The sequence below is a fragment of the Leptolyngbya sp. FACHB-1624 genome (genome assembly GCF_047649235.1).
Lineage (GTDB): Bacteria > Cyanobacteriota > Cyanobacteriia > Leptolyngbyales > Leptolyngbyaceae > Leptolyngbya > Leptolyngbya boryana.
Genome location: NZ_CP180258.1, coordinates 800715 through 826787, shown reverse-complemented (window position 1 = coordinate 826787; position 26073 = coordinate 800715). Strand labels below are relative to the sequence as shown.

At 47.8% G+C, this 26073-nt stretch carries 18 protein-coding genes and 1 tRNA gene; 9 read left to right on the top strand and 10 right to left on the bottom strand.

The features are described from left to right. Window positions 1–125: 125 nt before the first annotated feature. A complete protein-coding gene (gene rarD / locus ACMUEV_RS03810; protein WP_190648859.1) occupies window positions 126–1016 on the top strand; it encodes an EamA family transporter RarD in 891 nt (296 codons plus the stop codon). Here the strand turns inward: rarD and guaD are convergent. The 3 genes from guaD to ACMUEV_RS03795 form a co-directional block, all read right to left on the bottom strand. Beyond that, window positions 984–2297 carry a guanine deaminase gene (guaD, locus tag ACMUEV_RS03805; protein ID WP_190648856.1) on the bottom strand — a complete coding sequence of 438 codons (1314 nt, stop codon included), beginning with the start codon at window positions 2295–2297 and terminating at the stop codon, window positions 984–986. The genes rarD and guaD overlap by 33 nt on opposite strands. Before the next feature lie 96 nt (window positions 2298–2393). Then, a tRNA-Leu gene (locus tag ACMUEV_RS03800) sits at window positions 2394–2474 on the bottom strand. Window positions 2475–2561: 87 nt separating this feature from the next. Next, complete coding sequence (locus tag ACMUEV_RS03795; protein WP_190648853.1) at window positions 2562–4175, bottom strand: glycosyltransferase family 39 protein; 1614 nt, start codon at window positions 4173–4175, stop codon at window positions 2562–2564. Between the two features lie 75 nt (window positions 4176–4250). On the opposite strand from ACMUEV_RS03795, the gene coaE reads away from it, so the two are divergent. Both coaE and ACMUEV_RS03785 read left to right on the top strand, forming a co-directional pair. After that, complete coding sequence (gene coaE, locus ACMUEV_RS03790; protein ID WP_190648850.1) at window positions 4251–4832, top strand: dephospho-CoA kinase; 582 nt, start codon at window positions 4251–4253, stop codon at window positions 4830–4832. A gap of 59 nt (window positions 4833–4891) precedes the next feature. Beyond that, window positions 4892–5479 carry a hypothetical protein gene (locus ACMUEV_RS03785; protein WP_017290624.1) on the top strand — a complete coding sequence of 196 codons (588 nt, stop codon included), beginning with the start codon at window positions 4892–4894 and terminating at the stop codon, window positions 5477–5479. 307 nt (window positions 5480–5786) lie between these two features. Here the strand turns inward: ACMUEV_RS03785 and ACMUEV_RS03780 are convergent, their stop codons facing one another. Further along, window positions 5787–6755 (bottom strand): protochlorophyllide reductase, encoded by a 969-nt coding sequence (locus ACMUEV_RS03780; RefSeq protein WP_190648847.1) that lies wholly within the window; start codon window positions 6753–6755, stop codon window positions 5787–5789. 179 nt (window positions 6756–6934) lie between these two features. Here ACMUEV_RS03780 and ACMUEV_RS03775 point away from each other — a divergent pair, with 179 nt between their 5' ends. The 4 genes from ACMUEV_RS03775 (at window position 6935) to ACMUEV_RS03760 (ending at window position 13014) form a co-directional block, all read left to right on the top strand. Further along, window positions 6935–8818 carry a cation:proton antiporter gene (locus tag ACMUEV_RS03775; protein WP_190648844.1) on the top strand — a complete coding sequence of 628 codons (1884 nt, stop codon included), beginning with the start codon at window positions 6935–6937 and terminating at the stop codon, window positions 8816–8818. Window positions 8819–8847: 29 nt separating this feature from the next. After that, window positions 8848–10146, top strand: coding sequence for a glutamate-5-semialdehyde dehydrogenase (locus ACMUEV_RS03770; protein WP_190648841.1), 1299 nt, complete (start codon window positions 8848–8850; stop codon window positions 10144–10146). Window positions 10147–10227: 81 nt separating this feature from the next. Then, the gene (locus ACMUEV_RS03765) at window positions 10228–11610 is read left to right on the top strand and encodes a hypothetical protein (protein ID WP_190648837.1); all 1383 of its coding nucleotides are present in this window, start codon (window positions 10228–10230) and stop codon (window positions 11608–11610) included. A 108-nt stretch (window positions 11611–11718) separates the two neighbouring features. After that, window positions 11719–13014 (top strand): hypothetical protein, encoded by a 1296-nt coding sequence (locus ACMUEV_RS03760; RefSeq protein ID WP_190648834.1) that lies wholly within the window; start codon window positions 11719–11721, stop codon window positions 13012–13014. Window positions 13015–13138: 124 nt separating this feature from the next. Here the strand turns inward: ACMUEV_RS03760 and tpiA are convergent, their stop codons facing one another. From tpiA to ACMUEV_RS03740, 4 genes are all read right to left on the bottom strand, one after another. Then, the gene (tpiA, locus tag ACMUEV_RS03755; RefSeq protein WP_190648832.1) at window positions 13139–13864 is read right to left on the bottom strand and encodes a triose-phosphate isomerase; all 726 of its coding nucleotides are present in this window, start codon (window positions 13862–13864) and stop codon (window positions 13139–13141) included. A gap of 136 nt (window positions 13865–14000) precedes the next feature. Further along, window positions 14001–16268 (bottom strand): FG-GAP-like repeat-containing protein, encoded by a 2268-nt coding sequence (locus tag ACMUEV_RS03750; protein WP_190648829.1) that lies wholly within the window; start codon window positions 16266–16268, stop codon window positions 14001–14003. A gap of 185 nt (window positions 16269–16453) precedes the next feature. Then, window positions 16454–17254, bottom strand: a complete 801-nt coding sequence (locus tag ACMUEV_RS03745; protein ID WP_190648826.1) for an SWIM zinc finger family protein — start codon at window positions 17252–17254, stop codon at window positions 16454–16456. Between the two features lie 3 nt (window positions 17255–17257). After that, window positions 17258–20305 carry a DEAD/DEAH box helicase gene (locus ACMUEV_RS03740; protein WP_190648822.1) on the bottom strand — a complete coding sequence of 1016 codons (3048 nt, stop codon included), beginning with the start codon at window positions 20303–20305 and terminating at the stop codon, window positions 17258–17260. Window positions 20306–20784: 479 nt separating this feature from the next. On the opposite strand from ACMUEV_RS03740, the gene ACMUEV_RS03735 reads away from it, so the two are divergent. Next, on the top strand, window positions 20785–22932 hold the full coding sequence (locus ACMUEV_RS03735; protein WP_017290634.1) for a polyribonucleotide nucleotidyltransferase: 2148 nt from the start codon (window positions 20785–20787) through the stop codon (window positions 22930–22932). Between the two features lie 94 nt (window positions 22933–23026). Beyond that, on the top strand, window positions 23027–24712 hold the full coding sequence (locus tag ACMUEV_RS03730; protein ID WP_199329321.1) for a cation:proton antiporter: 1686 nt from the start codon (window positions 23027–23029) through the stop codon (window positions 24710–24712). Window positions 24713–24732: 20 nt separating this feature from the next. Here ACMUEV_RS03730 and ACMUEV_RS03725 read toward each other — a convergent pair whose 3' ends face one another. Beyond that, window positions 24733–25215 carry an adenosine-specific kinase gene (locus ACMUEV_RS03725; protein ID WP_190648819.1) on the bottom strand — a complete coding sequence of 161 codons (483 nt, stop codon included), beginning with the start codon at window positions 25213–25215 and terminating at the stop codon, window positions 24733–24735. Between the two features lie 36 nt (window positions 25216–25251). Beyond that, on the bottom strand, window positions 25252–26043 hold the full coding sequence (locus ACMUEV_RS03720) for a tetratricopeptide repeat protein (RefSeq protein ID WP_190648816.1): 792 nt from the start codon (window positions 26041–26043) through the stop codon (window positions 25252–25254). Window positions 26044–26073 lie beyond the last annotated feature (30 nt).

Below are 26073 nucleotides of genomic sequence, written 5' to 3'. Positions count from 1 at the left end.
GCGTGATAAATTGTTCGTCTACCGTAGGGCAGAGTTGCGGGGTCGCTGTCATCCTTCCTGTTGGTGAAGTTGTGTTTAGTTGGGGCTGAAATCTGATCGCTATAATAGCCCTGCTGTTATTGGTTGTGATTTTGCATCAGCCTGCTGAATCGTCAAAGACTGGAATTCTTTATGCAGTTTTAGCGTACTCTGCGTGGGGACTGTTTCCGGTGTATTGGAAGTTTTTGGCGCAAGTGCCTGCGGTGGAATTAGTCTGTCATCGGATTATCTGGTCAGCTTTACTGTTGCTCGGACTGCTTCGGATACAGAAACAACACGCGAATTTTTGGGAACTTTGGCGATCGCCAAAACTTGTGGGGGCATTGTTCGCCACGACTGCGATCATTGCCTGCAACTGGGGTGTCTATATTTATGGGGTCAATACAGGTCGGATTGTGGAAACCAGCTTAGGGTACTACATCAATCCTTTAGTCAGCGTGCTGTTAGGATCTGTGATTTTGAAAGAAAGACTAAATCGAGGGCAGAAACTCGCTGTGGTGATGGCAGCGATCGCGGTTGGAAATTTTGTTTGGCATTTTGGACAAGTCCCTTGGATTGCTATCTTTCTAGCATTGTCATTTGCCACCTATGGCTTGTTTCGCAAACTGATCACTGTATCGCCGATTGTTGGGCTGACGGTCGAAACCTTGCTGGCGATGCCGATCGCTTTAGGGTGGGTTGGATATAGAGCGGTGACGGGGACAGGGTTTTTCGGGATGGATGGGCAGGTGACACTCTTATTAATCGGATGTGGAGTTGTGACTGCATTGCCGTTACTGTGGTTCAACAATGCAGCCAAACGGCTGAGGCTTTCGACGATGGGCTTTTTTCAATACCTAGCTCCGAGCCTTCAGCTTGCATTAGGCGTGTTGTTTTATCATGAGCCGTTTACTGCGATTCATGGTCTAACTTTTACGCTGATCTGGAGCGCGATCGCGCTTTATTCAGTCTCGTCGGTGAGCAAGCTCGCCGAGTAGATAAGTTGAATGAATGGTGCGATCGTCGCCCATGATGATTAAACTGAACAGTAAATCTGCGAGTTCTTCTAAAGTAGTCGGCATGGTTTCGGGATTGCGAAGGCTCATGATCGGGGTCGATCGCGGATCCATCACGATGAAGTCGGCTTCTTTACCAAGGGCAAAGTTGCCGATTTTGTCATCTAAACTGAGCGCTTTTGCACCTCCCAAGGTTGCTAAGAATAGGGCTTGGAACGGCGAAAGTGTTTGATGGTTGAGTTGAGCAATTTTGTACGCCTCGCACGCCGTTTTCAGCATCGAAAAGCTGGTGCCGCCGCCAACATCAGTTGCTAATCCAAGTTTCACCTGTTGAACGATCGAGCGTTCAATGTCGAACAAGCCACTGCCTAAGAAAGTATTTGATGTCGGACAAAATGCGATCGCAGAGTTTGCCTCTGCTAATCGTTCAAGTTCTAGATCGCTGAGATGAATACAGTGCGCGAATATCGATCGTTCTCGGACTAAACCGAACTGATCATATACATCCAAATAGTTTTGACAGTCTGGAAACAGTTCTTTCACCCAGGCGATCTCAGCCAAGTTCTCAGAAAGATGGGTGTGCAAATAAACATCAGGAAACTCTGCTAAGAGTTTGCCCGCATAGGTCAGTTGCTCAGGGGTGGAAGTGGGAGCAAAGCGAGGTGTGACTGCATAGAGGACGCGATTGTGGTGATGCCAGCGCTCAATCAGTCTTTTACTGTCTTCGTACGAGGATTGGGCGGTATCTTTGAGAAAATCCGGCACATTGCGATCCATCATGACTTTGCCGATGATCATCCGCATATTTCGGCGATCGCATTCTTCAAACAATGCTTCAGCCGATTCTGGAAATACTGCGGCGAGTACTAAAGCCGTAGTTGTCCCATTGCGGAGCAGTTCATTCACAAACACGGGGGCAATGGAGTCGGCATGGGTTTTCTGCTTGAATCGCCGTTCTGTGGGGAAAGTATATTTCTCTAGCCATTCCAACAGTTGTTTTCCGTAAGCTGCAATCATTTCCGTCTGCGGGAAATGGATATGAATATCAATGAAGCCAGGTAGGATGAGATGATTGGGATGCGATTGGATATCAATGTCTGCATATTGGGCTTTTAATTGAGCATAGTCTCCCAGGTCTTTGATTTTGCCGTTTTCTACAACCAACAAGGCATCTCGAATATAGCGAACAGATTCGGATTCAGACGTATAGAAAGGGTCGGCAACGAAATCTAAGGAGGCACTACGAAAAGCTTTGACAGTCATTTAGAAAGGACTCTTAACATGCACCCTCTATTCTAGTGACTGATCAATTTTAAAAAGCAAAAAGGGAGACATCATGCCTCCCTTTTTCTTTAGGCATGCGGATGGCGAGACTCGAACTCGCAAGGCAATGCCACACGCACCTCAAGCGTGCGCGTATACCAATTCCGCCACATCCGCCTAAGCCTTATTTAGAATAGCAGAGAAGTGGGAATTTCGTAACAAGAATTTCGGAAAAAATTTTGAGCGGAGTCGAAAATCAAACGCTCAATTCCGGCATTCATATCCCGAATACGGTAGTCCGATGCGATATTGCCAGTCCGGATTTAACGCGCAAGTTCGATTCTGAAGCGCTAATGTTGTCGGAAAATCCCGTTTTCTCAATCCAGGCACGATCGCCCAAATCTCTTTGACATCCGCCGACAAACTTGCCAATCTGCTCCAAACTGCGCTGTCTCCTTGAGTTTTCGATAAAAACGCAAATTGAGAAGGCTGACAATTTTTGGGAGATTGTTGCTCAGTTGATTGAACCGCCAGAGCAAATCCTAAGCCGACCGCAATATCCTGAAAATCGTTATAAGCCATGACGATCGCTCGACAGTCTGTATCCGTCACGATATTTTGCGCTACTCGATCGGGAGTATAGGGCTTGAGAAAAACTAAGTTCGAGATTACGAATATACAACTGAGTGCGCCAACTCCATAGAGCATCCATTGCGAGCCTGCGCGCTGTTTCCAAAAACTCGCCCCAATTAATGCACAGACTGCCGGATAGTAAATAAAGTTGTATCGCGGCACTTGTGTAATATCTTTGCCGAGCACATAGACGATCGCTAAAAATTCCAGCAGCACTCCCCCGACAAAACTGATCAAGACCAGCGTTTCCCCATGTGTATCCGGATCTTTCCAGAGACACTTCAATCCGCGAATCATCCACCAAATGAGCCATCCTGCGAACAGCAGCATCGATACACTCGACAGCACAATGATCCAAGTCGGTTGAAACTCGACCGGAAATGCGACTACCATCACCAACCAGCCTGCCGCAAACTGATACAAAGGTGCTAAAAAACTCCACCAAGCAGTCTGAGACGTGGCTAACCAATCTGTTTCAGGACGGGTCATATGACTGATAAAAGTAGGCAGCCACGGCAACCCAATGGCAAAAATGCCAAATCCGGCGGCAACAATCGCGCCCCAACTCCGCCACCAAAACTTGGTCGCAGGTCTTAAGCGCATTTGCAGCACGATTAAGGCAAAAAACTGAGCGGCGATCGCGAGCACTAAAAAATAATGTACATAGAATCCAATGCCATTTACGAGAATCCACCCGATCCAAATCTTCGGATCGTGTCGCTGCTGGACTAAATTTTGTTGAATCCGAATCAAGCCCATCAATCCCGCGATTACAAACAGCATCGGAACTGTATAGTGGCGAGCTTCTTGGGAGAGATAGACCGCAAAAGGCGAAACTGCCATTGTCATGGCGGCGGCAATGCCTGCTGAAGTCGAGAAGGCGAAGCGATTGAGCCAATACACCCCGAAGATGGCTGCAACGCCTGCAACAGCGCTCAGCGATCGCAATTTCCAGATCCAATTGCCGGGAGCAAATTGCACCCATTGATGCATCCAGCAAAAAAATAGCGGCGGGTGTACTGATTGTGTCGAAACGGTTTGAGCAATATTCGCGCAAGTGGTTAGCTTCAGTTGAAACAACTGATCTAAAACAGATAGATTAAAAAACTGCTCTAAAGGAACTTCACCATAATTCCGTCCAAAGCTGAAAATTGCGGTAATGACTTCATCCATCCACAACGGTTTGAGGTCGAGGTTCCAAAATCGCAAAACCCCACCGATCAGCAGAACCGCAATCAAACTCATCCAGTGCTTCAAGAGAAAAAGATCGAAACTCCAGCCTGAAGATTACACTAAAACCGGGACTCTGGAGAAAGGCAGATGCGGGTGATTGGAATTACAGGCGGAATCGCCATGGGCAAGACAACCGTTTCAAACTATCTTGCAACGACTTACCATTTTCCGATCGTGGATGCTGATCTAGTCGCACGCGAGGCAGTTGCAGTCGGCTCGCCAATTCTGTCGCAAATTGTCGATCGCTATGGATCAAAGCTGATTCGACTCGATGGCACGCTCGATCGATCGCGCTTAGGAGAAATTATTTTTGCCAATCCAAGCGAGCGAGCTTGGCTAGAGCAGCAAATTCATCCGTATGTTCGTAAAGTTTTTGAGACAGAACGTGATCATGCGACTGTACCGACTGTGTTTGTGATTCCGCTGTTATTTGAAGCGCAAATGACAGATTTAGTCACGGAGATTTGGGTGATTACTTGTTCTGAGCAGCAGCAAATTCAGCGATTAATGCAGCGAGAGAAATTAAGTTTAGAGCAAGCCAAGGCGCGAATTCAGAGCCAAATGCCGATTCAAGAAAAGTGCGATCGTGCCACGGTGGTTTTAGAGAATTCCACTAGCTTAGAGGCATTATTAAAACAAGTGGATCAAGCCGTCGATCGACTCAGTTGACAAGGGGCTATCGTTGCCAGATAGACTGATCAAGGCACAATCCTCAGACAAAATTTATTATGGCAGCTACATTAAAACAAATAGCAGGTTATCTCGATGCTAAAGGCTGGAAATACCGAATTGATGAAGAGGGCAGTCGAATTTTGACTGGGGTATTCGGCTCAAATTTAGAAGATTTTTTAATTGTGATTCAACTCGATGAAGATGGCGAATTCTTTGAAATGTTTGCGCCACGAGTTTTAGCAGGCGTTCAGAATCATCCGCATAAGACTGCGATTTTACAAACCATGTTAGCGATTTCTTGGGAAACGAAGATGTTGCAGTGGGAGTATGATCCATCCGATGGTGAAATCCGCGCGATCATTGAGTTTCCGTTAGAAGATGCTCTGCTGACAGAACGACAGTTCAACCGCTGTTTGCTGAGCTTAGTCGAATTGGTTGATGAGTTAGCACTGCCGCGCTTGAAAACAGTCATGGAAACGGGTGAAGATCCAGGCGATCTCGAAGAAGGGGAGCGCCTCTTGCTGGCATTGCAAGAAGAGTCGCCAGGATTGCTGACGGTGCTAGAACGAGCAATGGAAGCGAGAAAGCGTCGAGGACGGAGATTGCCTTCTGAGGAGAAGGATGATGATGAATCGTTGGCTTAATTGTTGAGGGGGCTGAGTTGTAGTGCTGCTAGTGAATTCCCACTCTGATTACTCAGTAGATCGGCGCAATTCGCTTGAAGATAGTTGCTTCGTTGCTCACCCGCCCTGAACTGGAAGTTCGGGCTAACCGTGCCAAGTGGGTTGAAACCCACTGAAGAAGCCGTTTTCATTGGCTGTTAGTCCCAGAGCGGACTTCGCACAGTTAGCCCCGAATTCATTCCGGGGCGGGTGAGCAACGAAGCGAACGGACTCATCTACTGATTCGCGGGGACAAGCGCGAATCGATATCACCATTCAGCAACTTCATTTAAGCGAGTCCAACGAGCTTCTCGCTCAACTCCCACATGCGTTTTGCTTTTGCGTCATCAGTTACTTTTTCAGACAACTCTTGCACGAAAGATTCGCGTCCTTCTTTCTGCCGATTTCCCCAACTCCAATGCACGCCTGACTGCTTGAACTCAGGATCAGCGACCACTTGAGCAGTTCGCTCCCCTGCTAGCTCTTGCGACACATAGCCTCCCGTAATGTTCTTTTGGAACCAGGGGAAGACTTTTTGGAAGACGGGTAAACTATTGCGGAACAAGGGTGTATCTGCGACGCAGCCTGGATAGAGTGTGTTGAAAACAATGCCAGTCGAATCGTGATAGCGACGATGTAGCTCTCGGCTAGTAATCATGTTGCACAGCTTACTATCCTTGTAAGCTTTTCCTGCCTTAAAGGGTTTGCCATCAATCATCGCGATCGGGGCTTTGAATCCAGCTTCTAATCCTGACAAATCGCCCAAATCTGCTGGAGCCGGAATTGGAATCTTGCCGCCTAATTCTTTCGAGTTCGCCGTCACTGTTCCTAAGATGATCAACCGGGGATCATTATGAGTCGAATGTTTCAGGTCTTCGAGAAGCAAATTGCACAAGAGAAAATGCCCGAAGTGATTGGTTGCAACGCTCAGTTCGTAGCCTTCAGGGCTGCGCATCGGCTCTTTGAGTAACGGCATGTAAACGGCTGCGTTACATACGAGAGCATCCAGAGACTTGCCGCTTTCTCGAAACTGGGTGACAAACTTGCGAACGCTTTCTAATGAACCCAGATCGATATGCATCAGAGTATAGCTATCAGGCGGCATGCCGAGAGATTTGGCAGCGCTCTCTGCCTTCTCTAAATTTCGACAAGCCATCACCACATGCCAACCTCTTTTCACCAAAGCTTTTGCTGCGTACAAGCCGACACCAGAGGACGCGCCAGTAATTACAACCGTGGGTTTTTGATCCTGTGCCATTTTCTTAAATCTTCGTGAATCGTTGACTGTCTTCATGTTCCCACATGAGCGATCGCAGATTTCCCTTTCAGCTATTACAGAATGTTGAGTAACAAAATATTGCGAATAATCACGGTCTTGGCTGCATTATTAAAGAGTGAAGCCTGTTATTCTGTCTTCTTGCCCCTTGTTCTGCGTTTATGGATGCCACGCTCGCAACAACCTTACAAATTGTCATCACAGTGATGGCAGGAATTGGAGCGCAGGTCGTTGCGGAATGGGTGCAGATTCCGGCGATCGTCTTTTTGCTCTTGTTTGGGGTGATTTTAGGATCGAGCGTGCTGAATTGGTTGCATCCGGATCAGTTGGGGACTGGGCTAGAAGTGCTGATTGCGCTTTTGGTGGCAGTGATCTTGTTTGAAGGCGGATTTAATCTGCAATTGAGAGAACTGGGTCGAGTGTCAGGCAGTTTGCGGAATTTGGTGACGATCGGGACGCTGATCACAATATTGGGCGGAGGATTAGCCGCGCATTGGTTGAGTGAATTTCCTTGGTCGATCGCGTTTCTATATGCTGCGTTAGTCGTGGTCACAGGCCCCGTTGTGATTAACTCGCTGCTGCGGCATGTAAAAGTTGATCGACAAGTTGCGACGATTTTAGAAGGTGAAGGGGTTCTGATTGACCCCATCGGCGCAATTTTGGCAGTGGTTGTGTTGAATGTGGTTTTGAATGGTCAGTCGAATCCGTTCAACATTGCCGGAGATTTGATCCTCCGCTTAGGCATTGGGGGTGGAATTGGAGCCATCGGAGCTTGGCTCATGGGCGTTTTGCTCCGGCGGGCGACGTTTCTCTCTGAAGACTTGAAAACCTTAGTGGTTCTGGCTGGATTGTGGGGCTTGTTTGGGCTAGCACAGACGATTCGCAGTGAAGCAGGATTGATGGCAACGGTGGTTGCGGGCATCGTGCTGAGAGCGTTTGCGCTGCCCGAGGAACGATTGTTGAAACGGTTTAAAGGACAGCTAACGACTTTAGCGGTTTCGGTACTGTTTATTTTATTGTCGGCAGATTTGTCGATCGCTGGAATTCTTGCTCTGGGTTGGGGTGGATTATTCACAGTGTTCGCTTTAATGTTCGTAGTTCGTCCGATTAGTGTTTTCGCTTGTACTTGGAAAAGTGATCTCAATTGGCGACAAAAAATCTTTCTCAGTTGGATTGCTCCCCGGGGAATTATTGCGGCTTCTGTTGCGTCAATTTTTGCGATTCTTCTCACGCAACGAGGTATTAACGGGGGTGATTCGATTAAGGCACTCGTCTTTTTGACGATTATATTAACAGTCGTATTGCAATCCGTGAGTGCTCAGATGCTTGCGAATCTGTTGAAGATTACCGCAGAAGATACGACTGGCGCGGTGATTGTGGGATGTAGTCCTTTGAGTTTGTTGATTGCAAGATTGTTTCGCGATCGCGGAGAATCGATCGCGCTGATCGACACTGATCCAGACTCTTATCCTACCGATGCGAATTTGACAGTTTTTATTCGCAGTGCTTTAGATACGGATGTTTTAGAAGAAGCGGGCTTAGCTTCAGTGGGAACTTTTCTAGCAATGACGAATAATAGTGAGGTGAATCTGGTCTTAGCTCAAAGAGCGATCGAGGAATTTGCACCGCCGCGTGTGTTGTCGGTATTTCCGGCGGATGCGACTGCTTCGATCAAGATTCAGGGAGCATTTACGGCACAGTTTAATTTGAAAACTTGGAATCAGTTTCTCGCGGATAATGCCGTGAAGTTAGGAGAGACGGAGTTTGGCGAGAATTTTGAAGCACAACAGGCATATCTGCGATCGCTGATCGAATCTGAAACGGTGCTGCCAGTTTTACTCGAACGGGACAATAGTTTACAAGTTTGTCCTGCCGAGATGACTTGGCAAGTGGGCGATCGATTAATTTACCTCTTGCATGATCCCAAACCGAAGTTACTCAAAGTTCTCGGTGGTTCAAATCAAACGAAATTGACGTTAGAAAAACTATCAGAGATCGAGGAGATTCCGGTGCTTGAAGCCAGCGTTGACGAATCTTCGGTATGATTGATGGGTTGCATTCGTCTTGTTGAACTATGACTGCCTCGACTGGAATTTCGCTTACAACTTTGGCGCAGCAAACTCAAGCCGCAGCCCGGCAGCTTGCGGTGCAACCGACCGAACGGCGCAATGATGCGATCGCCAGAATTGCTGATGCGTTAGAAAGTCATGCTGCTGAAATTCTCGCAGCGAATGCAGCAGATTGCGAAGCGGCAAAATCAGATGGAATTGCATCAGCTTTGTATGCCCGATTGAAGTTAGACGAAGCGAAACTGAAAGCTGCGATCGTGGGCGTTCGAGATGTCGGAAAGCTCGCTGATCCGATTGGGGCGGTTCAGATTCATCGCGAATTAGATGAAGGCTTGATTCTGAAGCGAATTACTTGCCCCTTGGGTGTTTTAGGCGTGATTTTTGAAGCCCGACCCGATGCGGTGATGCAGATTTCTAGCCTTGCGATTAAGTCGGGCAATGGTGTGATTCTTAAAGGTGGGAAAGAAGCAATTCGATCGTGTGAAGCATTAGTCAAAGCAATTCAAGAAGGACTGTCGCAAGCAGGAATTGATCCAGCTGTGGTGCAACTTTTGACCACGCGAGAAGAAACACTGGAGTTATTAAAGCTTGATCAGTATGTGGATTTGATTATTCCTCGCGGCTCGAATTCGTTTGTGAAATTTGTTCAAGACAATACGCGAATTCCAGTGCTAGGTCATGCTGATGGAATTTGCCATTTGTACGTCGATCGAGCAGCGGATATTCCCAAAGCCATTCAAATTGCAGTCGATTCTAAAACGCAATATCCGGCAGCTTGTAATGCGATCGAGACTTTACTGGTTGATCAAGCGATTGCTTCAGAATTTCTCCTCGAAGCGGCTCCAGCATTACAAGCGAAGAATGTGGAATTGCGGGGAGATGAACGTACTCGCGACATTCTCAACATTGCAGCAGCAACCGAAGCAGATTGGTCAACCGAGTACAGTGATTTGATTCTGGCGATCAAAATTGTGGATTCGACAGAAGATGCGATCGCTCATATCAACACTTACGGCTCAAAACATACCGAAGCGATCGCAACCGAAGATGCAAAAACGGCGCAGTATTTTCTCGATCGAGTCGATGCAGCAGGTGTATATCACAACTGTTCGACTCGATTTGCCGATGGTTTCCGCTATGGATTTGGTGCAGAGGTTGGGATTAGTACTCAGAAGATGCCACCGCGAGGTCCAGTTGGGTTAGAAGGGCTAGTGACTTACAAGTATCAGCTAGTTGGAAATGGTCAAATCGCAGCAACTTACTCAGGCGCAAACGCGAAACCCTTTACACATCGAGACTTGTAGGAAGTACCCAGACGGGCACTGCCGATCGCTTGGCTCCTGGAAGACGATAGATTCGTTCCCTAAACAACAGGAGTTCCAAAAATGGCGATTGACGAAACCAAAATGGTGCAGTCGATTTATGACACGCTATTTAACGCCTATACCAAAACCCCTCCAGGCGGACTACCCGCTGGCAGTCAGGCGGATAAAGTTTTTATCAACCTGATTCCGGGTGGAGAACCGATCAATGTTGCTCAGTATGCAAATCCGGTCAGTCCGCTGAATCCACAAGGCATTCCTGCCGCTGCTGAAAACTTTTCTCGATTGGTCGATCGTGTGCCGCTAGTCAATGGCACGTTTGTAGACACAGGCAAGAAAGTTTCTGAAGTTTACAAACAAGTGGTTGAAGGTGCAAGTGTGACTCCGCAACCTGTCGATCCAGCACTCAAAGCAGCTTACGATGCAGCATTTGATCTGCTCAATGACAAAGGACAAGACTTCAACGATTTGGGACAACCGATCGAAGTCGATGTTGATTCGATGCTTTATGTAAACTACAAGCGCAAGCAAAATGCTTACATTGATGCAGTCGCTTCTTTTGTCGCAGAGTCTTCTAAGTATGACATGACGAAACCTGCGGATCAGCGAGCTTGGGCAATGTTGGGACCGTCGCTGCAACGTCGCTTGGTCACAGCTTGGAATGATTTCCAAACGGCTCAGGCGAAACGCGTAGAAGACGCGCTGGCGACAATGGCACAGTCTGCCACAAATCAGGTCGGTCGTGTGTTCAAAGATGCTCAAGAAAAACTGGTACTGCTCGAAAAAGGCAGTGCTCGTGATCAAGCTGAAAAGTACTTTGCAAGCTATGCTTTCCCGGCAAATTGGTACTCGTCGAGTGCTGCTCAAGGCTGGTCTTCTCTGAGTTTTACCTCTTCGCGCTATCAGTTAAATGAAAGCTCTAGCTTCAAGAAATTTGGCGGTGGAGCGAAGTTCAATTTGGGCTTGTGGAGTGTGGGCGGCGGAGCTTCGCATAGTGAAACTCGTCGGCATATGGATAGTCAAACTGATGATCTGTCGGTGAGCTTCCGGTATGCGCGGATTAATATCGATCGTCCTTGGATGAATCCGATGATCTTCGATCTGCCCGGCTGGAAGTATGGAGTCATGGGCAAAGGCAGCATTGCTTCGGGTAATCCAGCGACCGCAGATGGCAGAATTATGCCGTTGTTGCCGACTGGTTTTATTGTCGTGCGCGATTTGAAGATTAGCGCGACTTGGAGTAGTGCTGAGAAAGACTACATTAGTAAATCGACCAAAGGTGGCGGTAGCTTTGGTTGGGGTCCATTCTCGGTGGGTGGATCATATGAATCGAATTCGACGAATTTCCGCTTCCAGTCTGAATTTGATGGACGGACTTTATCGGCTCCCGGACTGCAATTGATGGCATTCATTAACGCAGTACTCCCGATGTCGCCGAAGGAATAGGTTACGCATCGAGTCGGGCAGGACTTGGAAAACCTCCTCTTTGATCAGAGGAATCGTTGAAAGTGCTGCCTGATGATCTGTTGATTCATCGACTGTGGAGAGATTGTGATGCCGATCGATCAAATTGCCCTCATTCAAACTGTTTACGATACGATTTTTTCAACTTTAGTTCAGCCTCCGCGACCCGGCGCACCCAATGCGCGATCGCAAGAAATGCTCTTAACTTTGGAATGGCCCGGTCAACAACTCGATGCCAGCCAGTACCAAAATCCCTGGACTCCTCAAAATCCCAATGGTTCGACTTTAGCGACTGAGATGTTCTCAGCGTTGATTGATGCCATTCCGCTGGTCGATGCAACTTATGTCGATTCGGGCGTAACCGTTGAGGAAATGTACGAATTTGCTTTAGCCGCGAATGCGATTCCATTGCCGCCGGATGCCAGTGGTCAAGTGCCCCCCAATCCGGTGAATGTTACTTTGCAAAATGCTCGACAATTGTTTGAGCATACCAAGATGGCAAGTGTAATTCAGCCTGTTCTGTCATATCGTCCGTCCTATGCGACTCCTGGGAATTGGTGTGATGAGGCAGCCATGCAAACTTGGACGCAGATCAATGTCAACTCAAATCAGACGAAGAAGATCGCAGATTCGCCCTTTGTGCGGGTCGGAGGAGCAAAACGGATCAAAGACGGAATTTGGAAATTACCCAAAGGTGGCATAAAGCCAGGTGGAACGATTGAAACTCCGCCGATTAAAACATTACCGATCGATCCGGAAATTCTCCGTCGTACTCGAATCAATCCTCGTCTCGATCGTGTAGTTGCTCGTCCATTGAATACGGCGACGCTTGCAACGCCAGCAGTGACGGCAAAACAAGCGCTGCAAATGCAACATATCTCACCGAATCCAATGTTAGTCAGTCGGATTCGACCTGATATTTTAGAGAAAATCAAGCTGCGTCCGTTAGAAGATCGAGCGATCGATACCGAAACGAAAGACTTGAATATCTCATTCCGATGCTGTCGCGTCAATTTCTCGCGTCCCTGGTTGCTGAAATCGTTACTCGAAATCACAGGCTGGACGTTGCCAGGACAAGCGCCCGGAAGCTTATCTTCTGGAAAGTTAGAAGAAAATTTTGGCTCGTTTCCGCTGTTGCCGATCGGGTTTATTGCAGTGCGTGATCTAAAGATCAGTGCGAATTGGAGCAAAGTCGATCGAGAATTTGCAACGCAGGTCGCTTCTGGAAAACAAGCGATCGGGTTTGGCCCATTCTCGCTGAGTGGTAACTATGCCGAATCTGGCAAAACGTACACTTCAAGCTTTGATGGCGTCACGATTTCTTCGCCGGGTCTACAAATTCTGGGCTGGATCAATCTGGTGATTCCGTTCGCGCCGCCAGCGTAGGGAAATTGGTTGACTGTGCTGTTTTTATAGCGCATCAAGAGTGGGGAGTAGGGAACTACAAAAGGCATCACACCCTACTCCCCACTCCCCACTTTACAAATGATTTAGGACTGTTACATCTAAATTAGACGTAATTCACAATCCGCGCAAACCCTTTCGGATCAAGACTTGCACCACCGACTAAAGCCCCATCAATCTCAGGCTGTGCCATGATTTCATCAACATTCTCAGGCTTCACTGAACCGCCGTATTGAATCGTGACATTTGGATTGGTCAACTTACTGCGGATTAATCCAATCACGCGATTGGCTTCGATCGCTTCACAAGTATCTCCAGTCCCAATCGCCCAAATTGGCTCATAGGCAATCACCAGATTCTCCTGGTCAACGCCGACTAAGCCGAGTTCTAATTGTTTGAAAATGACGGCTTCGGTTTCGCCGGCATCTCGTTGCTGCTTACTTTCACCTACACAGAGAATCGGTTTTAATCCGGCTTTCTGTGCGGCTTTCAGCCGTAGGTTCACGGTTTCATCGGTTTCGCCAAAAAATTGTCGTCTTTCGCTGTGCCCGATCACGACATAGCGCACACTCAATTCTTGCAACATCGCAGCCGAAATCTCGCCTGTAAAAGCCCCAGACTCTGCCCAATGAACGTTTTGCGCCCCAACTTGAATCCGACCGCCGTGCAAGTTTTTCGACAACACTGCTAAATCAGTAAACGGCACACACAGTAAAACTTCTCGATCGTCTGGTGTCTCGTCTAGCTGAGGCTTAAACTCCTGCAAAAACTCCAAGGTTTCTGCTTGAGTCTTAAACATTTTCCAGTTGCCAGCAATGATAACTTTTCGCACGGTTTTTCAGAAATAAACAGATTAAATTGCACTCTCCAGTCTACGGCTTTGGGGGGACAGTTCGATTTCGGATTTTAGATTTTGGGAAGTGAATGGGGAGTGGGGACTCTACTCCCTACTCCCCACTCCCCACCTCTTAGAGCGCGATCGCATTCGGACGAATCTGCGCCCGCCAGTCTAGAGGCTCCGTCGTGAAAAGGAATTGCTGGCTAGTCGGAGTCTTACCATCCATCAGCCAGATTGCCGTTTCACCTGTGATATTGTTGCGCCAGATCAGATCCGCTTTTCCGTCGCCGCTGGTATCTCTGGCTCCATTCACTGCCCAGGCTTGATCTGCGATTTGAGCGATAAAGCCTGCATCGGCTAGGGACGTTCCATTCAAGAGCCAGACTGCGTTCTCGCCCGTTTGGATATTGCGCCAGACTAAATCTGCCTTGCCATCGCCACTGGTATCACAGACATCTGCAATTCGCCAGCCTGGAGTCGTGGTTTGTAGAATGAATTGCTGGCTGGTTGAGGTCAGACCATTCATCAGCCAAATCGCATTCTCCCCGGTGACATCATTGCGCCAGATTAAATCTGCTTTGCCATCGCCACTGGTATCTCGGGCTGCAACAATCCGCCAATCTTGGTTCGGGATTGGCGCAATAAAGCCTGCAGACGCGATCGCATTACCATTCATCAGCCAGATGGCATTCTCTCCGGTGCGGGTATTTCGCCAGACGAGATCGGCTTTGCCGTCATAGTTAAAGTCTGCGACATCGGCGACTTGCCACCCTGCTTCAACGGTTATCAGTGAAGTTGCGCTTGTCCGATTGAAGCCATCCATCAGCCAGACTTCGGTTTCTCCGGTTGCCGAATTCACCCAGAAAATGTCTGCTGTGCCGTCATTGTTGAAATCGCGCGAAGCGGCGACTTGCCAGTTTTGACTCGCTAGGGTCGGGATCAAGCTGGTTGACTCGATACTTGTTCCATCCATCAGCCAGATCGCATTTTCTCCGGTTGAGGTGTTGCGCCAGAGAAGATCTGTTTTCCCGTCTGCGTCAAAGTCACGCGTTGAGACAATGCGCCAGTTTGCTCCGGTGATCGCTGTAAAGGCTGCCTCGGTGACTTGTGTACCGTTCAGGAGCCAGATTGCGGTTTGATTAGTATTAGAATTTTGCCATGCTAAATCGACGTTGTTATCGCCGTTGAAGTCGGGCAAGGCACAGTCGTTGTCGCTCATGCGGGTCAGTTTCACATTCAGCGGCAAATTCTGTGGGCTGAGCGCTGCATTTACGGGTGGATTCAAATTGATCTGGAGATTCTTATCCAAAACTGTTGGAGAATTGCTCAGTCCGGTGAGAGTGACGCTCCCGGTCGTTTGCCCCGCCGCGATCGTAATGAAGTTATTTGACAGTTGATAGTCAATTCCTTGGATGGCATCGCCTGAGATGAGTAAGGGAATCGTCACAGTTTGAGTCGAAGCAACATCTAAGGTCGCCGTAATATTAAAGCTGCCACTTGGCTTGATTACCCGCGTCCCGCCATCAAAATCGACGAGTGGAATGTACGGCCCATCAAATGTATTAATTGCCAGATTGTTGACTTCGTGGAAATTGAATTGATTGCCTGTGGACGCTGCAAAACCAAATTTAAACGTGCTAGGTAAAGCCCCATTGCGATCGCTTTGGGTGATGTTGAAGTCACTGATTAGTTTTTCATCGACTTCTAAGGTGCCATTGCCATTGACATCGAAGGAGACAGAGAGGTTGCCGTTGGGGTTGAGATCGATGCCGACTCGGCGACGGGCAGTGGTGCGAACAGATGTGTTGACATCGATTCTGTTTCCTCCCGGCAGTTTTGCGTTGGTGAGGAGCGCATAGTTGAGAGATTCTTTGCCGCGAACTGCGATCGTTTGTGAAGAGAATCCTGTACCGCCTGCTCCATAGCCAGTGTTGGAGAAGTTACCGAATTCATCAAAGCCAATCCCCAAATAGCCGCCTTCGAGTCCTGCTACGGTTGGAGATTGGGTTGAATCAGAGGAGTATCCTAAGCTACCTCCGACTGCTCCACCCTTCGTTGGATTAGCGGCTCCATCAATCAGAAAAAAGCTAATGCCATCTGCGCCATCTCCGCCATAAGCGTAGAGGTCAAATTGTACAGACAGCCCGCTGGCTGAGTTGATGGGTTGGTCGTAGATGACGAATGAGCCTTGATTTTGCGTGTTATTGGTCAGTCGCAGTACCCCATTTCCAGGGGTGTCTGTTCCTCCTCCAGGTAAGCCGCCTGGTGAGGCAGAAGTGTTACTGCGAGCGGTCAAAATAGGCGGGAGTGCCCCGTCTCGACTGGTTCCAAAGAGCCAGTTCAATTGGCTGACATCTGCGTTTGCGAAAGATTCGGTTAAGATGCTTTGTCCCGGCATGATTCACCCAGCAATTTTTGTGTCCATTGATTTGATTACTTAACCATTCTTGGGCACTGTTCTCTAGCGGGTTCCGTGAGCCTATGGGTAAATTTTCATACCAATACCACTCAGTACAGAGCTTCCTATACGGCTTCTCTATGCTTGTAAAAAAGTCTAAAACTGATTTTGATTTCTAAAAGAATTTACGGAGAACCTGCGGTCATTGCGGTCTGTACGGCTGCAATGCTGACGGTTTGATAGATCGATTTTAGGGTTTCCATTGCGGCTTGATTTGCGGGTGGCTCGATGGGGAGAAGTCCGAGTACATCCAGCACAGTTTCACTGCTAGGAGGCGGGGTAATGACGATGAGAGATGATTCAAGTTGTTCGTCGTAGTTCCAGAGTCGATCGCGATCGAGCGGGGTTGTAGGACGGATTGCTGCAATTTCAGTTTGAGGTTCTTCACTGCCAGAACTGCGAATTTTTCGTAAGGCGCTAATGATTTCTTCTTTGCTGCGTCCGCGCAGTTGGAAGAGAACGAATGGATCTTCGCTAAAGCGATCGCCGAGTAGATAGTAAACGGCTCCGATATGTTTACAAGGATTTGCAGGATCGGGGCACGAACAACGGCTGTGAATATCGAATTTATTGAATGGAAAAAGGCTTAAGCCATTCGCAGTAAAGACATCTTGAATGTTTTGAGGCATTTCGCCAGCAAGCAGTTTTGCGGAGAAGATCGCACGTTCTGCCATTGATTCGATGATGTAGCTCCATTGTTCGTCGGTAAAGCGATCGAGCGAAAACGAGACTTCATACGGTTCGGGTGCAGTTCCTTGAACCATCGCTTTTACTTTCGCGCCAACGAAGTCAAGGCTTAACACATTGCCTTGTCGGGCATAGTTGCGGGCGCGAGCTAATCGCTGAGTGAATCCGATACGCTCTAGAACTTCGATCCACTGTTCTGTCCACCATTCTCGATTGGGAGGTGAATAACTATCTGTCATGGTTTATTCCTCAATTACCGCAGTTCGATCGAGTAAGAGTAAGTCTCTGAGTTGATCGGTGTTTAACTCAGTCAGCCAGTTTTCACCTGTGCCGACAACTTGTTCGGCTAAGGCTTTTTTGGATTCGATCATGTCGTGAATTCGTTCTTCTAAGGTTCCGGTACAAACGAATTTGTGAACCTGAACATTGCGAGTCTGACCAATGCGGAAGACGCGATCGGTCGCTTGATTTTCAACGGCGGGATTCCACCAGCGATCGTAGTGAAACACATGATTCGCTCGCGTCAAATTCAAACCAACGCCGCCTGCTTTGAGCGACAGAATGAAGATTCTTGGTGCTTGGGGATCGTTTTGAAAGCGATCGATCATGGCTTCGCGCTGTTTCTTGGGCGTACTGCCGTATAAGAAGAGTGTTTCTCGTCCCAATTGCGCTTCGAGATGGGGTTTGAGCAGTTTGCCCCATTCAGCGAATTGCGTGAAAATTAATGCGCGATCGCCTTCTGAAACTGCTTCTTCGAGCATTTCTTCGAGACGTTGTAGCTTTGCGGATCGATTAGACTCAGCTTGCTCTTCTTTGTTGAACAAAGCGGGATGATTGCAAATTTGTTTGAGCTTCGTGAGCAGTGCAAGAATAATTCCTTTGCGTTGAATTCCGTCTGCCGCTTCGATTTCCGCGAGTGATTGATCAACGGTTGCTTGGTATAAGGCAGCTTGTTCGGAAGAAAGACCACAGTAGACGGGCATTTCTTGCTTCTCAGGGAGGTCTTGAATGATAGTTTTATCGGTTTTGAGGCGGCGCAAAATGAAAGGTTGAGTCAGAGATCGCAAAGTTTGCATTGAGGTCGTATCGCCATACCGCTCGATCGGAATGGCAAACCGTCTTTGGAAGAAGTTCTTTTGTCCCAAATAGCCGGGATTGAGGAAGTCAAGAATTGACCAGAGTTCAGTTAAGCGATTCTCAACAGGGGTTCCGGTGAGTGCAATGCGGAATTCTGCTTCGAGTTCTCGAACGGCTTGAGATTGTTTGGCTTCTGCGTTTTTAATGTTCTGTGCTTCGTCGAGAACAATTCCTTGCCACTCGACAAGCTGAAGGGATTTGAGATCGCGTTGAACGAGGGTATAGCTCGTAATGATTAGATTGGTACTTTTAGCAGATTTGGCGAAGGCTTGATTCTGCGATCGCTTGTCCCCGTGATGCACGATTACTTTTAAGGTCGGTGCAAATTTTTTCACTTCTCGTTCCCAGTTTCCGAGCACAGACGTGGGACAAATTAGGAGGATCGGTTGCTCTAGTAATTTGTTCTGTTTGAGCGTCAGAATGAAGGCAATGAGCTGAATCGTTTTGCCAAGACCCATATCATCTGCCAAACACGCGCCCAGTCCCCATTTTTCTAGAAATTGCAACCAGGCGACACCGCGAGCTTGATAGGGTCGCAATTCGCCTCGGAATTCTTTGGGGGTTTCGATTTCTTCTAGCGTTCCGGTTCCGGTTAAGGTTGTGACTAGCTCTTGCAATGCACCGGATGCTTCAAAACTGACGACTGGCAGTTTCTCGATCGTTTGAGTATCGCCTGTACTAATTCGCAAAGCATCTTCGAGCGAGAGCGTGGTTTGATCTTTTCGAGCCGCAAAGAAAGACTGAGCGGATCTGATATCTGACGATCGCAGTTCGACCCACTCGCCGTTAATCTCGACTAAAGGTGAATTCTGAGCAACTAAGCGATCGAATTCTTTTTTGCTTAGGCTCTGACCCCCGATCGACAATTCCCACTGAAAATTCAGCAAGCCTTGTAAGCCGAGTTTTCCTTTTTTCTGCTTGGTTGGTGTTGACGCTTTGATGCGTAGACCCAAGCGATTTGCCAGTCCGCCGCGATTCGCTAAGCTCTCTGGGAGAATCACCCCAATCCCACTATCCTGCAAGCGCCAGACCGTATTCATGATGAATTCGTACGCCTGTTTTGGGTCGAGTTGCAGGGCTTGGGGTCGAGCGTCTTGCAGGCTTGGTTCAATCAGCGGATACAGCCGAGAAGCGAGTCCTAACCCCATGAGTAAAGTCTCTTGCGGTCGTTCGATGATGCGTCCTTCATGCTGCAACCGTTCGACAGGATTTCGCCAAATGATCGGAGCACTGACTGTGAACTCCGGATCATCGATCGCTTGGAGCAAGTATTCAATCACCCAACTCTGATACGCTTCAACGGGTGGAATCAGCTTGAGACAGACGCGAAACTGTTCTTGATCTTTTTGTAATGGTGCTTTCCAAGTCTCTAGCGCATTCGATAGCGTTGTTGCATCTGTTTCACTGAGCGTTGCAGCTTTTGTTCCTAATCCTTGTATCCAAGTTTGTAAAAGCGATGAGGGTTTGGCGATGCTCACCGATTGACGCACTTGAGCATCGACCATGTGATTCAGAAAATCTCGCAGCAGATCTTGAGGTTCAATCGGTAGATCAATCGCGACTTCTTCCCCAGACTGATACAGGCGACAGACGGAAGGCATCTGTCGCGCAAAATGCCGCGATCGCATCTGATCGGTGGAGCTATCAAGCAGAACTTCCCAATGATGCAAGCCGGGGAGAAACTTCGATCGAGCTAGCAAATCTAAAGCCCATCTCGCGACATGTGACCAAAATCGTAAATCTCCGCCGACAAAAGATTCCTCGCCGAGCGTTCCGAGCGGCACAGAATTGAGCAATTCAAATGCTTGAGCAGGTTCAAGCCACAGTCCTGCGACCTGCCACGGATACAGCACCCACTCAGACACCGGAGCCGCTGAAAGTTGAGGAGCATCTCCTTCAGTCGGCAGTGCTATACCGCGAACTTGCCAATTTTTTAGGGTCGTTGCTGACTTCCGCCCCCGTTTTGTATCCTCTTCTAAGCTCGGCACTTTTAACGGCAAAGCTTCTAAAAACGTCAGCAACTCAGACTGATTCATCGCATAGGGATGGAGCGGAACGCCTGGAGCATCTTGTTTTGCTTCTAAGCGCCGCCAAGTCTCACCCCATAGAAAAAAACCGCCCTGAGAAACCCAACTACCGTGTAAAACTGCCATGCTGATCTATATGGATAAAAGCAAATAATCCTGAATTGGTGATTTAATCTTCCAAGACATCTCACGTTTGACTTAGAATCCGCTGCAAAATTTAATTTTAGCGATCGCGATTTCTCAATACAGAAAATCAATAAGCTTGATATTTTATTAAGTAGTTTAACAAGCCGTTAACATTGTTGAACTGTTGCGTTTACGCGATTATTCTAGCGCGATCGCACAAGGCAGGTTGCCCTTGATTTCGCTTGACCCTTCTGGCTTTAGATCCGGAGTAAAAGAGCAAGAACACCCATTTTCTCCAAGCTCTAACTTAAAAAAACCTTCACTATAGATCAAATAGCAAATCCTGCCACATTTCTTATTGAGTCGAGCAGAAACCTCCCGAAAATCTCCCGGTATTTGCAAATAAAAAAAGCAGCAAAAGTATATCAGTGTTACGATTGCAAGAACACTAAAAAAGAGAAGAAAGGACAATACACTTCATGCAAGAGTTCGAGAAGTCAATATCCTTTGATGGTAGGGATATTCGACTCAAAGTAGGCTTGTTAGCACCCCAAGCTGGAGGTTCAGTTTTAATCGAATCTGGAGACACGGCAGTCCTCGTTACCGCGACCCGTGCGAATGCCAGAGAAGGAATCGATTTTCTACCTCTGTTGGTTGATTACGAGGAGCGCTTATATGCAGCCGGACGAATTCCCGGTGGCTTCCTCCGACGTGAAGGACGACCCGCTGAAAAAGCAGTTTTGACGAGTCGTTTAATCGATCGCCCCTTGCGCCCCCTATTTCCCTCCTGGTTACGAGACGATATTCAGGTCGTCGCTACCACAATGTCGATGGATGAGCGAGTTCCTCCGGATGTTTTAGCGGTCACAGGTGCGTCGATCGCTGTACTCCTCGCGAAAATTCCATTTAATGGCCCGATGGCTGCGGTGCGAGTTGGATTAGTCGGCGATGATTTCGTGATCAACCCCACTTATAAAGAAGTGGAAACGGGTGATTTGGATCTCGTCGTGGCTGGTTCTCCCGATGGCGTGATCATGGTTGAAGCTGGCGCGAATCAACTGCCAGAAGCCGACATGATCGAAGCGATCGATTTCGGTTACGAAGCGGTGCGCGATCTGATTCAGGCACAGCGCGATTTGCTCAAAGAATTGGGAATTGAACTGGTGCAAGAAGATGCTCCTGTGATTGACCAAACTCTAGAGAATTTTATTCGAGAGCGAGTGACCGCTCCTGTGAAAGAAATTCTCGGACGGTTCGAGAAAGATAAACCGACTCGCGATGCAGCATTAGATGAAGTGAAGGCTTCGGTGGTGACGGCGATCGCAGAATTAGCCGAAGACGATCCGGTGAAAGTTGCCGCAGCCGCAGATTCTAAAGCGCTGAGCAATACTTTCAAAGATGTGACGAAAACGCTGATGCGTCGTCAAGTCGTCGAAGATAATGTGCGCGTAGACGGTCGGAAATTAGATGAAATTCGTCCGATCTCTTGCCGAGTTGGGGTGTTGCCTCAGCGGGTGCATGGCAGCGGCGTGTTTAATCGTGGATTGACTCAAGTTTTGTCGATCGCGACGTTAGGTAGCCCAGGCGACGAGCAAGAAATGGATGATTTGCATCCAGACAGCGAAAAACGCTACTTGCATCACTATAATTTCCCGCCTTTCTCAGTCGGCGAAACCCGACCGATGCGATCTCCCGGTCGGCGTGAAATTGGTCACGGGGCATTAGCCGAACGTGCTCTGGTTCCCGTCTTACCTCCGAAAGAGCAATTCCCTTACGTGATTCGGGTCGTCTCAGAAGTGCTGTCTTCTAACGGTTCGACCTCAATGGGTTCGGTTTCGGGTTCAACATTGGCGTTGATGCATGCAGGCGTTCCGATTTCTAAGCCTGTGAGTGGTGCAGCGATGGGCTTGATCAAAGAAGGTGAAGAAATTCGCATTCTGACCGACATCCAGGGAATTGAAGATTTCTTGGGCGATATGGACTTCAAAGTGGCGGGAACCGATACCGGAATTACGGCATTGCAGCTCGACATGAAGATCTCAGGTCTACCGATGGATGTGATTGCTTCAGCCATTCATCAAGCGAAACCCGCTCGATTGCACATTCTCGGCAAAATGCTAGAAGCGATCGACCAACCGCGTCCGGAGTTGTCTCCTTATGCACCTCGCTTGCTGACGATCAAGATTGATTCTGATCAAATCGGCATGATCATTGGACCAGGAGGCAAGACGATTAAAGGCATCACCGAAGAAACGGGAGCCAAAATCGATATTGCTGAAGATGGAACTGTGACGATTAGCGCGATCGAAGGCGAGAAGGCGAAACGGGCGAAAGCGATCATTCAAGGCATGACTCGCAAGCTGAGTGCTGGAGATGTTTACGCTGGAAAAGTCACACGAATTATTCCGATTGGGGCTTTTGTGGAATTCCTGCCGGGTAAGGAAGGAATGATTCACATTTCGCAACTGGCTGATCATCGAGTTGGCAAGGTTGAGGATGAAGTCACGATCGGAGATGAAGTGGTTGTGAAAATTCGGGAGATTGATAACCGAGGACGAGTGAATTTGACTCGCCTAGGAATTCATCCGGATGAAGCAACTGCGGCGCGAGAAGCTGCAGCGAAGTAGAACGCTTTAGTTTAAGCTTCAATCTTTCCTGAAAAGGGAAGCTAGATGTGAGGTCTAGCTTCCCTTTTGTCATATTGAGGCATCGCATAACTCGATGGGCAGACAACCTGCCCAATTTGGAATTGGTATGATGAGTGCGATTTCATGGATAGGAGGCTCATCAGTGATAGAGTGGTCGATCGCTCAACAAACTTCTTTGGACAGCAATTCAGCTGTTGATACACAGACAGCCGCTACTATCCCCGAAGTAGTCATCATTTTAATTATTCTGCTGCTGATTGCGACCATTGTTGCTTTAGTCACTCAAAGTCTGAGAATCCCTTATGTAACTGGATTAGTTTTAGCAGGGTTGCCAATTACGGAGCTTTGGTCGCGACGGATTGGATTAGATCCTGTCTTGGTTTTAAATCTTTTCCTTCCGATTCTGATTTTTGAAGCGGCAATTAATACAGATATTCGTCGTCTCCGTAGCACTTTTAAACCGATCGCGCTATTAGCAGGACCAGGTTCGATCTTTTCCTCAGCAATTATTGCAACTCTACTAAAGTTTGGACTGGGACTCGATTGGATTTCTGCCTGTCTGGTTGGCGTGATTTTGGCAAACACGGATACCGTCTCCATGATTGCTGTATTCAAGGAGATCCGTGTTCCTTCTCGATTAACAACAATTGTGGAGGGAGAAACACTCTTCAATGATGCGGCTGCGCTAGTCTCGTTTAATTTACTTCTAGTTGTCTACGCCACAGGCTCGCTTACCGCTGTTCAAGGAATACGAGAAGTGCTCTTAGTCGCAATCGGCGGGGCAATGGTCGGAGCCGTTTTAGGGTATTTATGCCTTCCCATTTTTGTGCGATTGCAAGATCCGTTAAGTAGCCTTTTATTAACAGTTGCGCTGGCATTAGGAACGTTTCAGATTGGGCAATCTCTGGGCGTTTCGGGTGCAGTATCAGTTGTGGTTGCGGGGCTAATTTTTGGCAATTTGGGGCTGTCTCGAAGTTCTTCTGCGTCAGAACGAATTGCGCTCTTGAGCTTTTGGAACTATGCCAGCTTTGGTGTGAATACTTTTATCTTTTTGCTGATTGGGATTGAAATTAATATCGAAACGCTGTGGAAAATTGCGCCTGCGATTCTGTTTGTGATTTTGGCATATCAATTAGGTCGGATTCTCTCTGTCTACTTACTCCTTGCAGGACTGCGTTGGTTCGATCGACCGATTCCACTCGTCTGGCAGCATGTTTTATTTCTGGGCAACATTAAAGGCTCACTCTCGATGGCATTAGCCTTGAGCATTCCTCTGACCGTGACGTATCGAAGTGACATTATTGCTCTGGTATTTGGTGCGGTCTTATTCTCTCTCGTTGGGCAAGGATTAAGCTTGCCCTGGATGGTCAAACGGCTCAAAATTGCCCGTATTTCAGATACATTGCAGCAGGCAAAGCAATTGCAGATGCAGTTAATTGCGTCGAAAGCGGCTCAGGAAGAACTCAGTAGTTTGCTGAGATCGGGGGTACTCCCGAAGGCGATTTATGAAGAGTTATGGGCATCCTACCAAGTCCGGGTCGTGCAATCTGAGCACGTGCTCCGCGACCTGTACAATCAACGTCAATCAACTCGTCGCGAGCCTGAGCACAGTGAGCTAGATGCAATTCGACGACGATTGCTGCTGGCAGAAAAAGGAGCCGTGGCGAATGCACTCCGCAAACAAATTTTGCCTGAAGATCTGGTGCAGACATACATCAAAGAGTTAGATGAGAAACTTCTAACGTTAGAAGATGACTAGCATGGGCGATCGTTGAAGAATTAGCACTTGTATCCAATTTGGCGTAAGAATGCTTGTCGAGTTTGAATGTCTTTATCTGTTTCCACACCTTTCGGTGAGAATCCATCAATGACACCTAAAATCCCGCGTCCTTGCTTGCTTTCTGCCACAATGACTTCAACAGGATTCGCAGTCGCGCAGTAGATGCTGCAAACTTCAGGACATTGTTTGATCGCGTTGAGAAAGTTAATGGGATAAGCATCCTTCATGAGGATAACGAAGCTGTGTCCTGCTGCGATCGCTTGAGCATTTTTCACAGCGATTGCTTCTAAGGTTGGATCATTGCTGGCTTTCCGAATCAAACAGGGTCCTGATGCTTCACAGAAAGCAATCCCAAACTTGACTTGAGATGAAATCCCGACCAATATTTCATACAAATCTTCAACGGTTTTAATGAAATGAGTTTGACCCAAAATTAAATTGCTGTCTTCAGGAATGTCTAATTGCACTGTTTTCAGTTCCATGTTGAGTTCTCCTGAGCGGACTTCTAGCCGATAGATCTAGAACATAACCTTGAGAATCTTGTGAAGAGGCACTTTAATCGATCGCGATTTGGTGTCATGCCGACTCATTTGAAGTTTTTGTACTCGAGCTAACGCTGCTCGGTAATTTGCTTGATCTCCTCGTGCTTTAAAGAGTTCGGCTGCTTTTTGGAAATCTGCGATCGCATGTTCAGTATCACCTTGGTCAAGGTAAGCTAAGCCTCGATTATCATAAGCCTCGCCAGAAGTTGGATCGATCTGAATTGCCGTTGTATTGTCTGCGATTGAACCTGTCAAATCCCGAATCATTCGACGTGCTTCACCTCGACTAAAGTAAAGTACAGCAAGAGTGTCTCCAGGAACTCCGAGATTCAGGGCTTGAGTGTAGTCTTCGATGGCTGGTTGGTACTTTTTGAGATAATGACGAGCCGCTGCTCGATTAAAGAAGGCTAAAGCTTGATATGGAGATAATGCGATCGCTCGAGTTGCATCTGCTTCTGCACGCTCGAACTCATCGACCATCAAATACAATCCTGCCCGATTGGCATAAAGTCTTGCATTGTTGGGATGAAGCTCGATCGCACGGTCTAAGTCCGAAATCGCGCCTCTAAAATCGCCTCGATTTGCCTTTTCAACCGCTTGCCAGAGCCAATCTTCAACCGTAATTTGAGCAATAGAGATGGCTTGATTTTGCAAGTTTGAAGAGGATGAGTATTGCACTGCTTGAACATCATTTCTGATCGAAAATCCCTCGATCAGAAGTGCGATTGCAACACTAAAGCTCAGCATAACTTTTGAGATGCTGCTCATAACAAAACTTCCTTCAGCATTCGATTGCTG

Bases quoted from the DNA above. Each gene is read 5' to 3' on its own strand.
- guaD (WP_190648856.1), bottom strand. From the start codon at position 2,297: ATGACTGTCAAAGCTTTTCGTAGTGCCTCCTTAGATTTCGTTGCCGAC.
- ACMUEV_RS03765 (WP_190648837.1), top strand. From the start codon at position 10,228: ATGGCGATTGACGAAACCAAAATGGTGCAGTCGATTTATGACACGCTA.
- ACMUEV_RS03775 (WP_190648844.1), top strand. From the start codon at position 6,935: ATGGATGCCACGCTCGCAACAACCTTACAAATTGTCATCACAGTGATG.
- ACMUEV_RS03720 (WP_190648816.1), bottom strand. From the start codon at position 26,043: ATGAGCAGCATCTCAAAAGTTATGCTGAGCTTTAGTGTTGCAATCGCA.
- coaE (WP_190648850.1), top strand. From the start codon at position 4,251: ATGCGGGTGATTGGAATTACAGGCGGAATCGCCATGGGCAAGACAACC.
- ACMUEV_RS03785 (WP_017290624.1), top strand. From the start codon at position 4,892: ATGGCAGCTACATTAAAACAAATAGCAGGTTATCTCGATGCTAAAGGC.
- ACMUEV_RS03740 (WP_190648822.1), bottom strand. From the start codon at position 20,305: ATGGCAGTTTTACACGGTAGTTGGGTTTCTCAGGGCGGTTTTTTTCTA.
- ACMUEV_RS03770 (WP_190648841.1), top strand. From the start codon at position 8,848: ATGACTGCCTCGACTGGAATTTCGCTTACAACTTTGGCGCAGCAAACT.
- ACMUEV_RS03760 (WP_190648834.1), top strand. From the start codon at position 11,719: ATGCCGATCGATCAAATTGCCCTCATTCAAACTGTTTACGATACGATT.
- ACMUEV_RS03750 (WP_190648829.1), bottom strand. From the start codon at position 16,268: ATGCCGGGACAAAGCATCTTAACCGAATCTTTCGCAAACGCAGATGTC.
- ACMUEV_RS03730 (WP_199329321.1), top strand. From the start codon at position 23,027: ATGGGCAGACAACCTGCCCAATTTGGAATTGGTATGATGAGTGCGATT.
- ACMUEV_RS03795 (WP_190648853.1), bottom strand. From the start codon at position 4,175: ATGAGTTTGATTGCGGTTCTGCTGATCGGTGGGGTTTTGCGATTTTGG.
- ACMUEV_RS03735 (WP_017290634.1), top strand. From the start codon at position 20,785: ATGCAAGAGTTCGAGAAGTCAATATCCTTTGATGGTAGGGATATTCGA.
- ACMUEV_RS03725 (WP_190648819.1), bottom strand. From the start codon at position 25,215: ATGGAACTGAAAACAGTGCAATTAGACATTCCTGAAGACAGCAATTTA.
- ACMUEV_RS03745 (WP_190648826.1), bottom strand. From the start codon at position 17,254: ATGACAGATAGTTATTCACCTCCCAATCGAGAATGGTGGACAGAACAG.
- ACMUEV_RS03780 (WP_190648847.1), bottom strand. From the start codon at position 6,755: ATGGCACAGGATCAAAAACCCACGGTTGTAATTACTGGCGCGTCCTCT.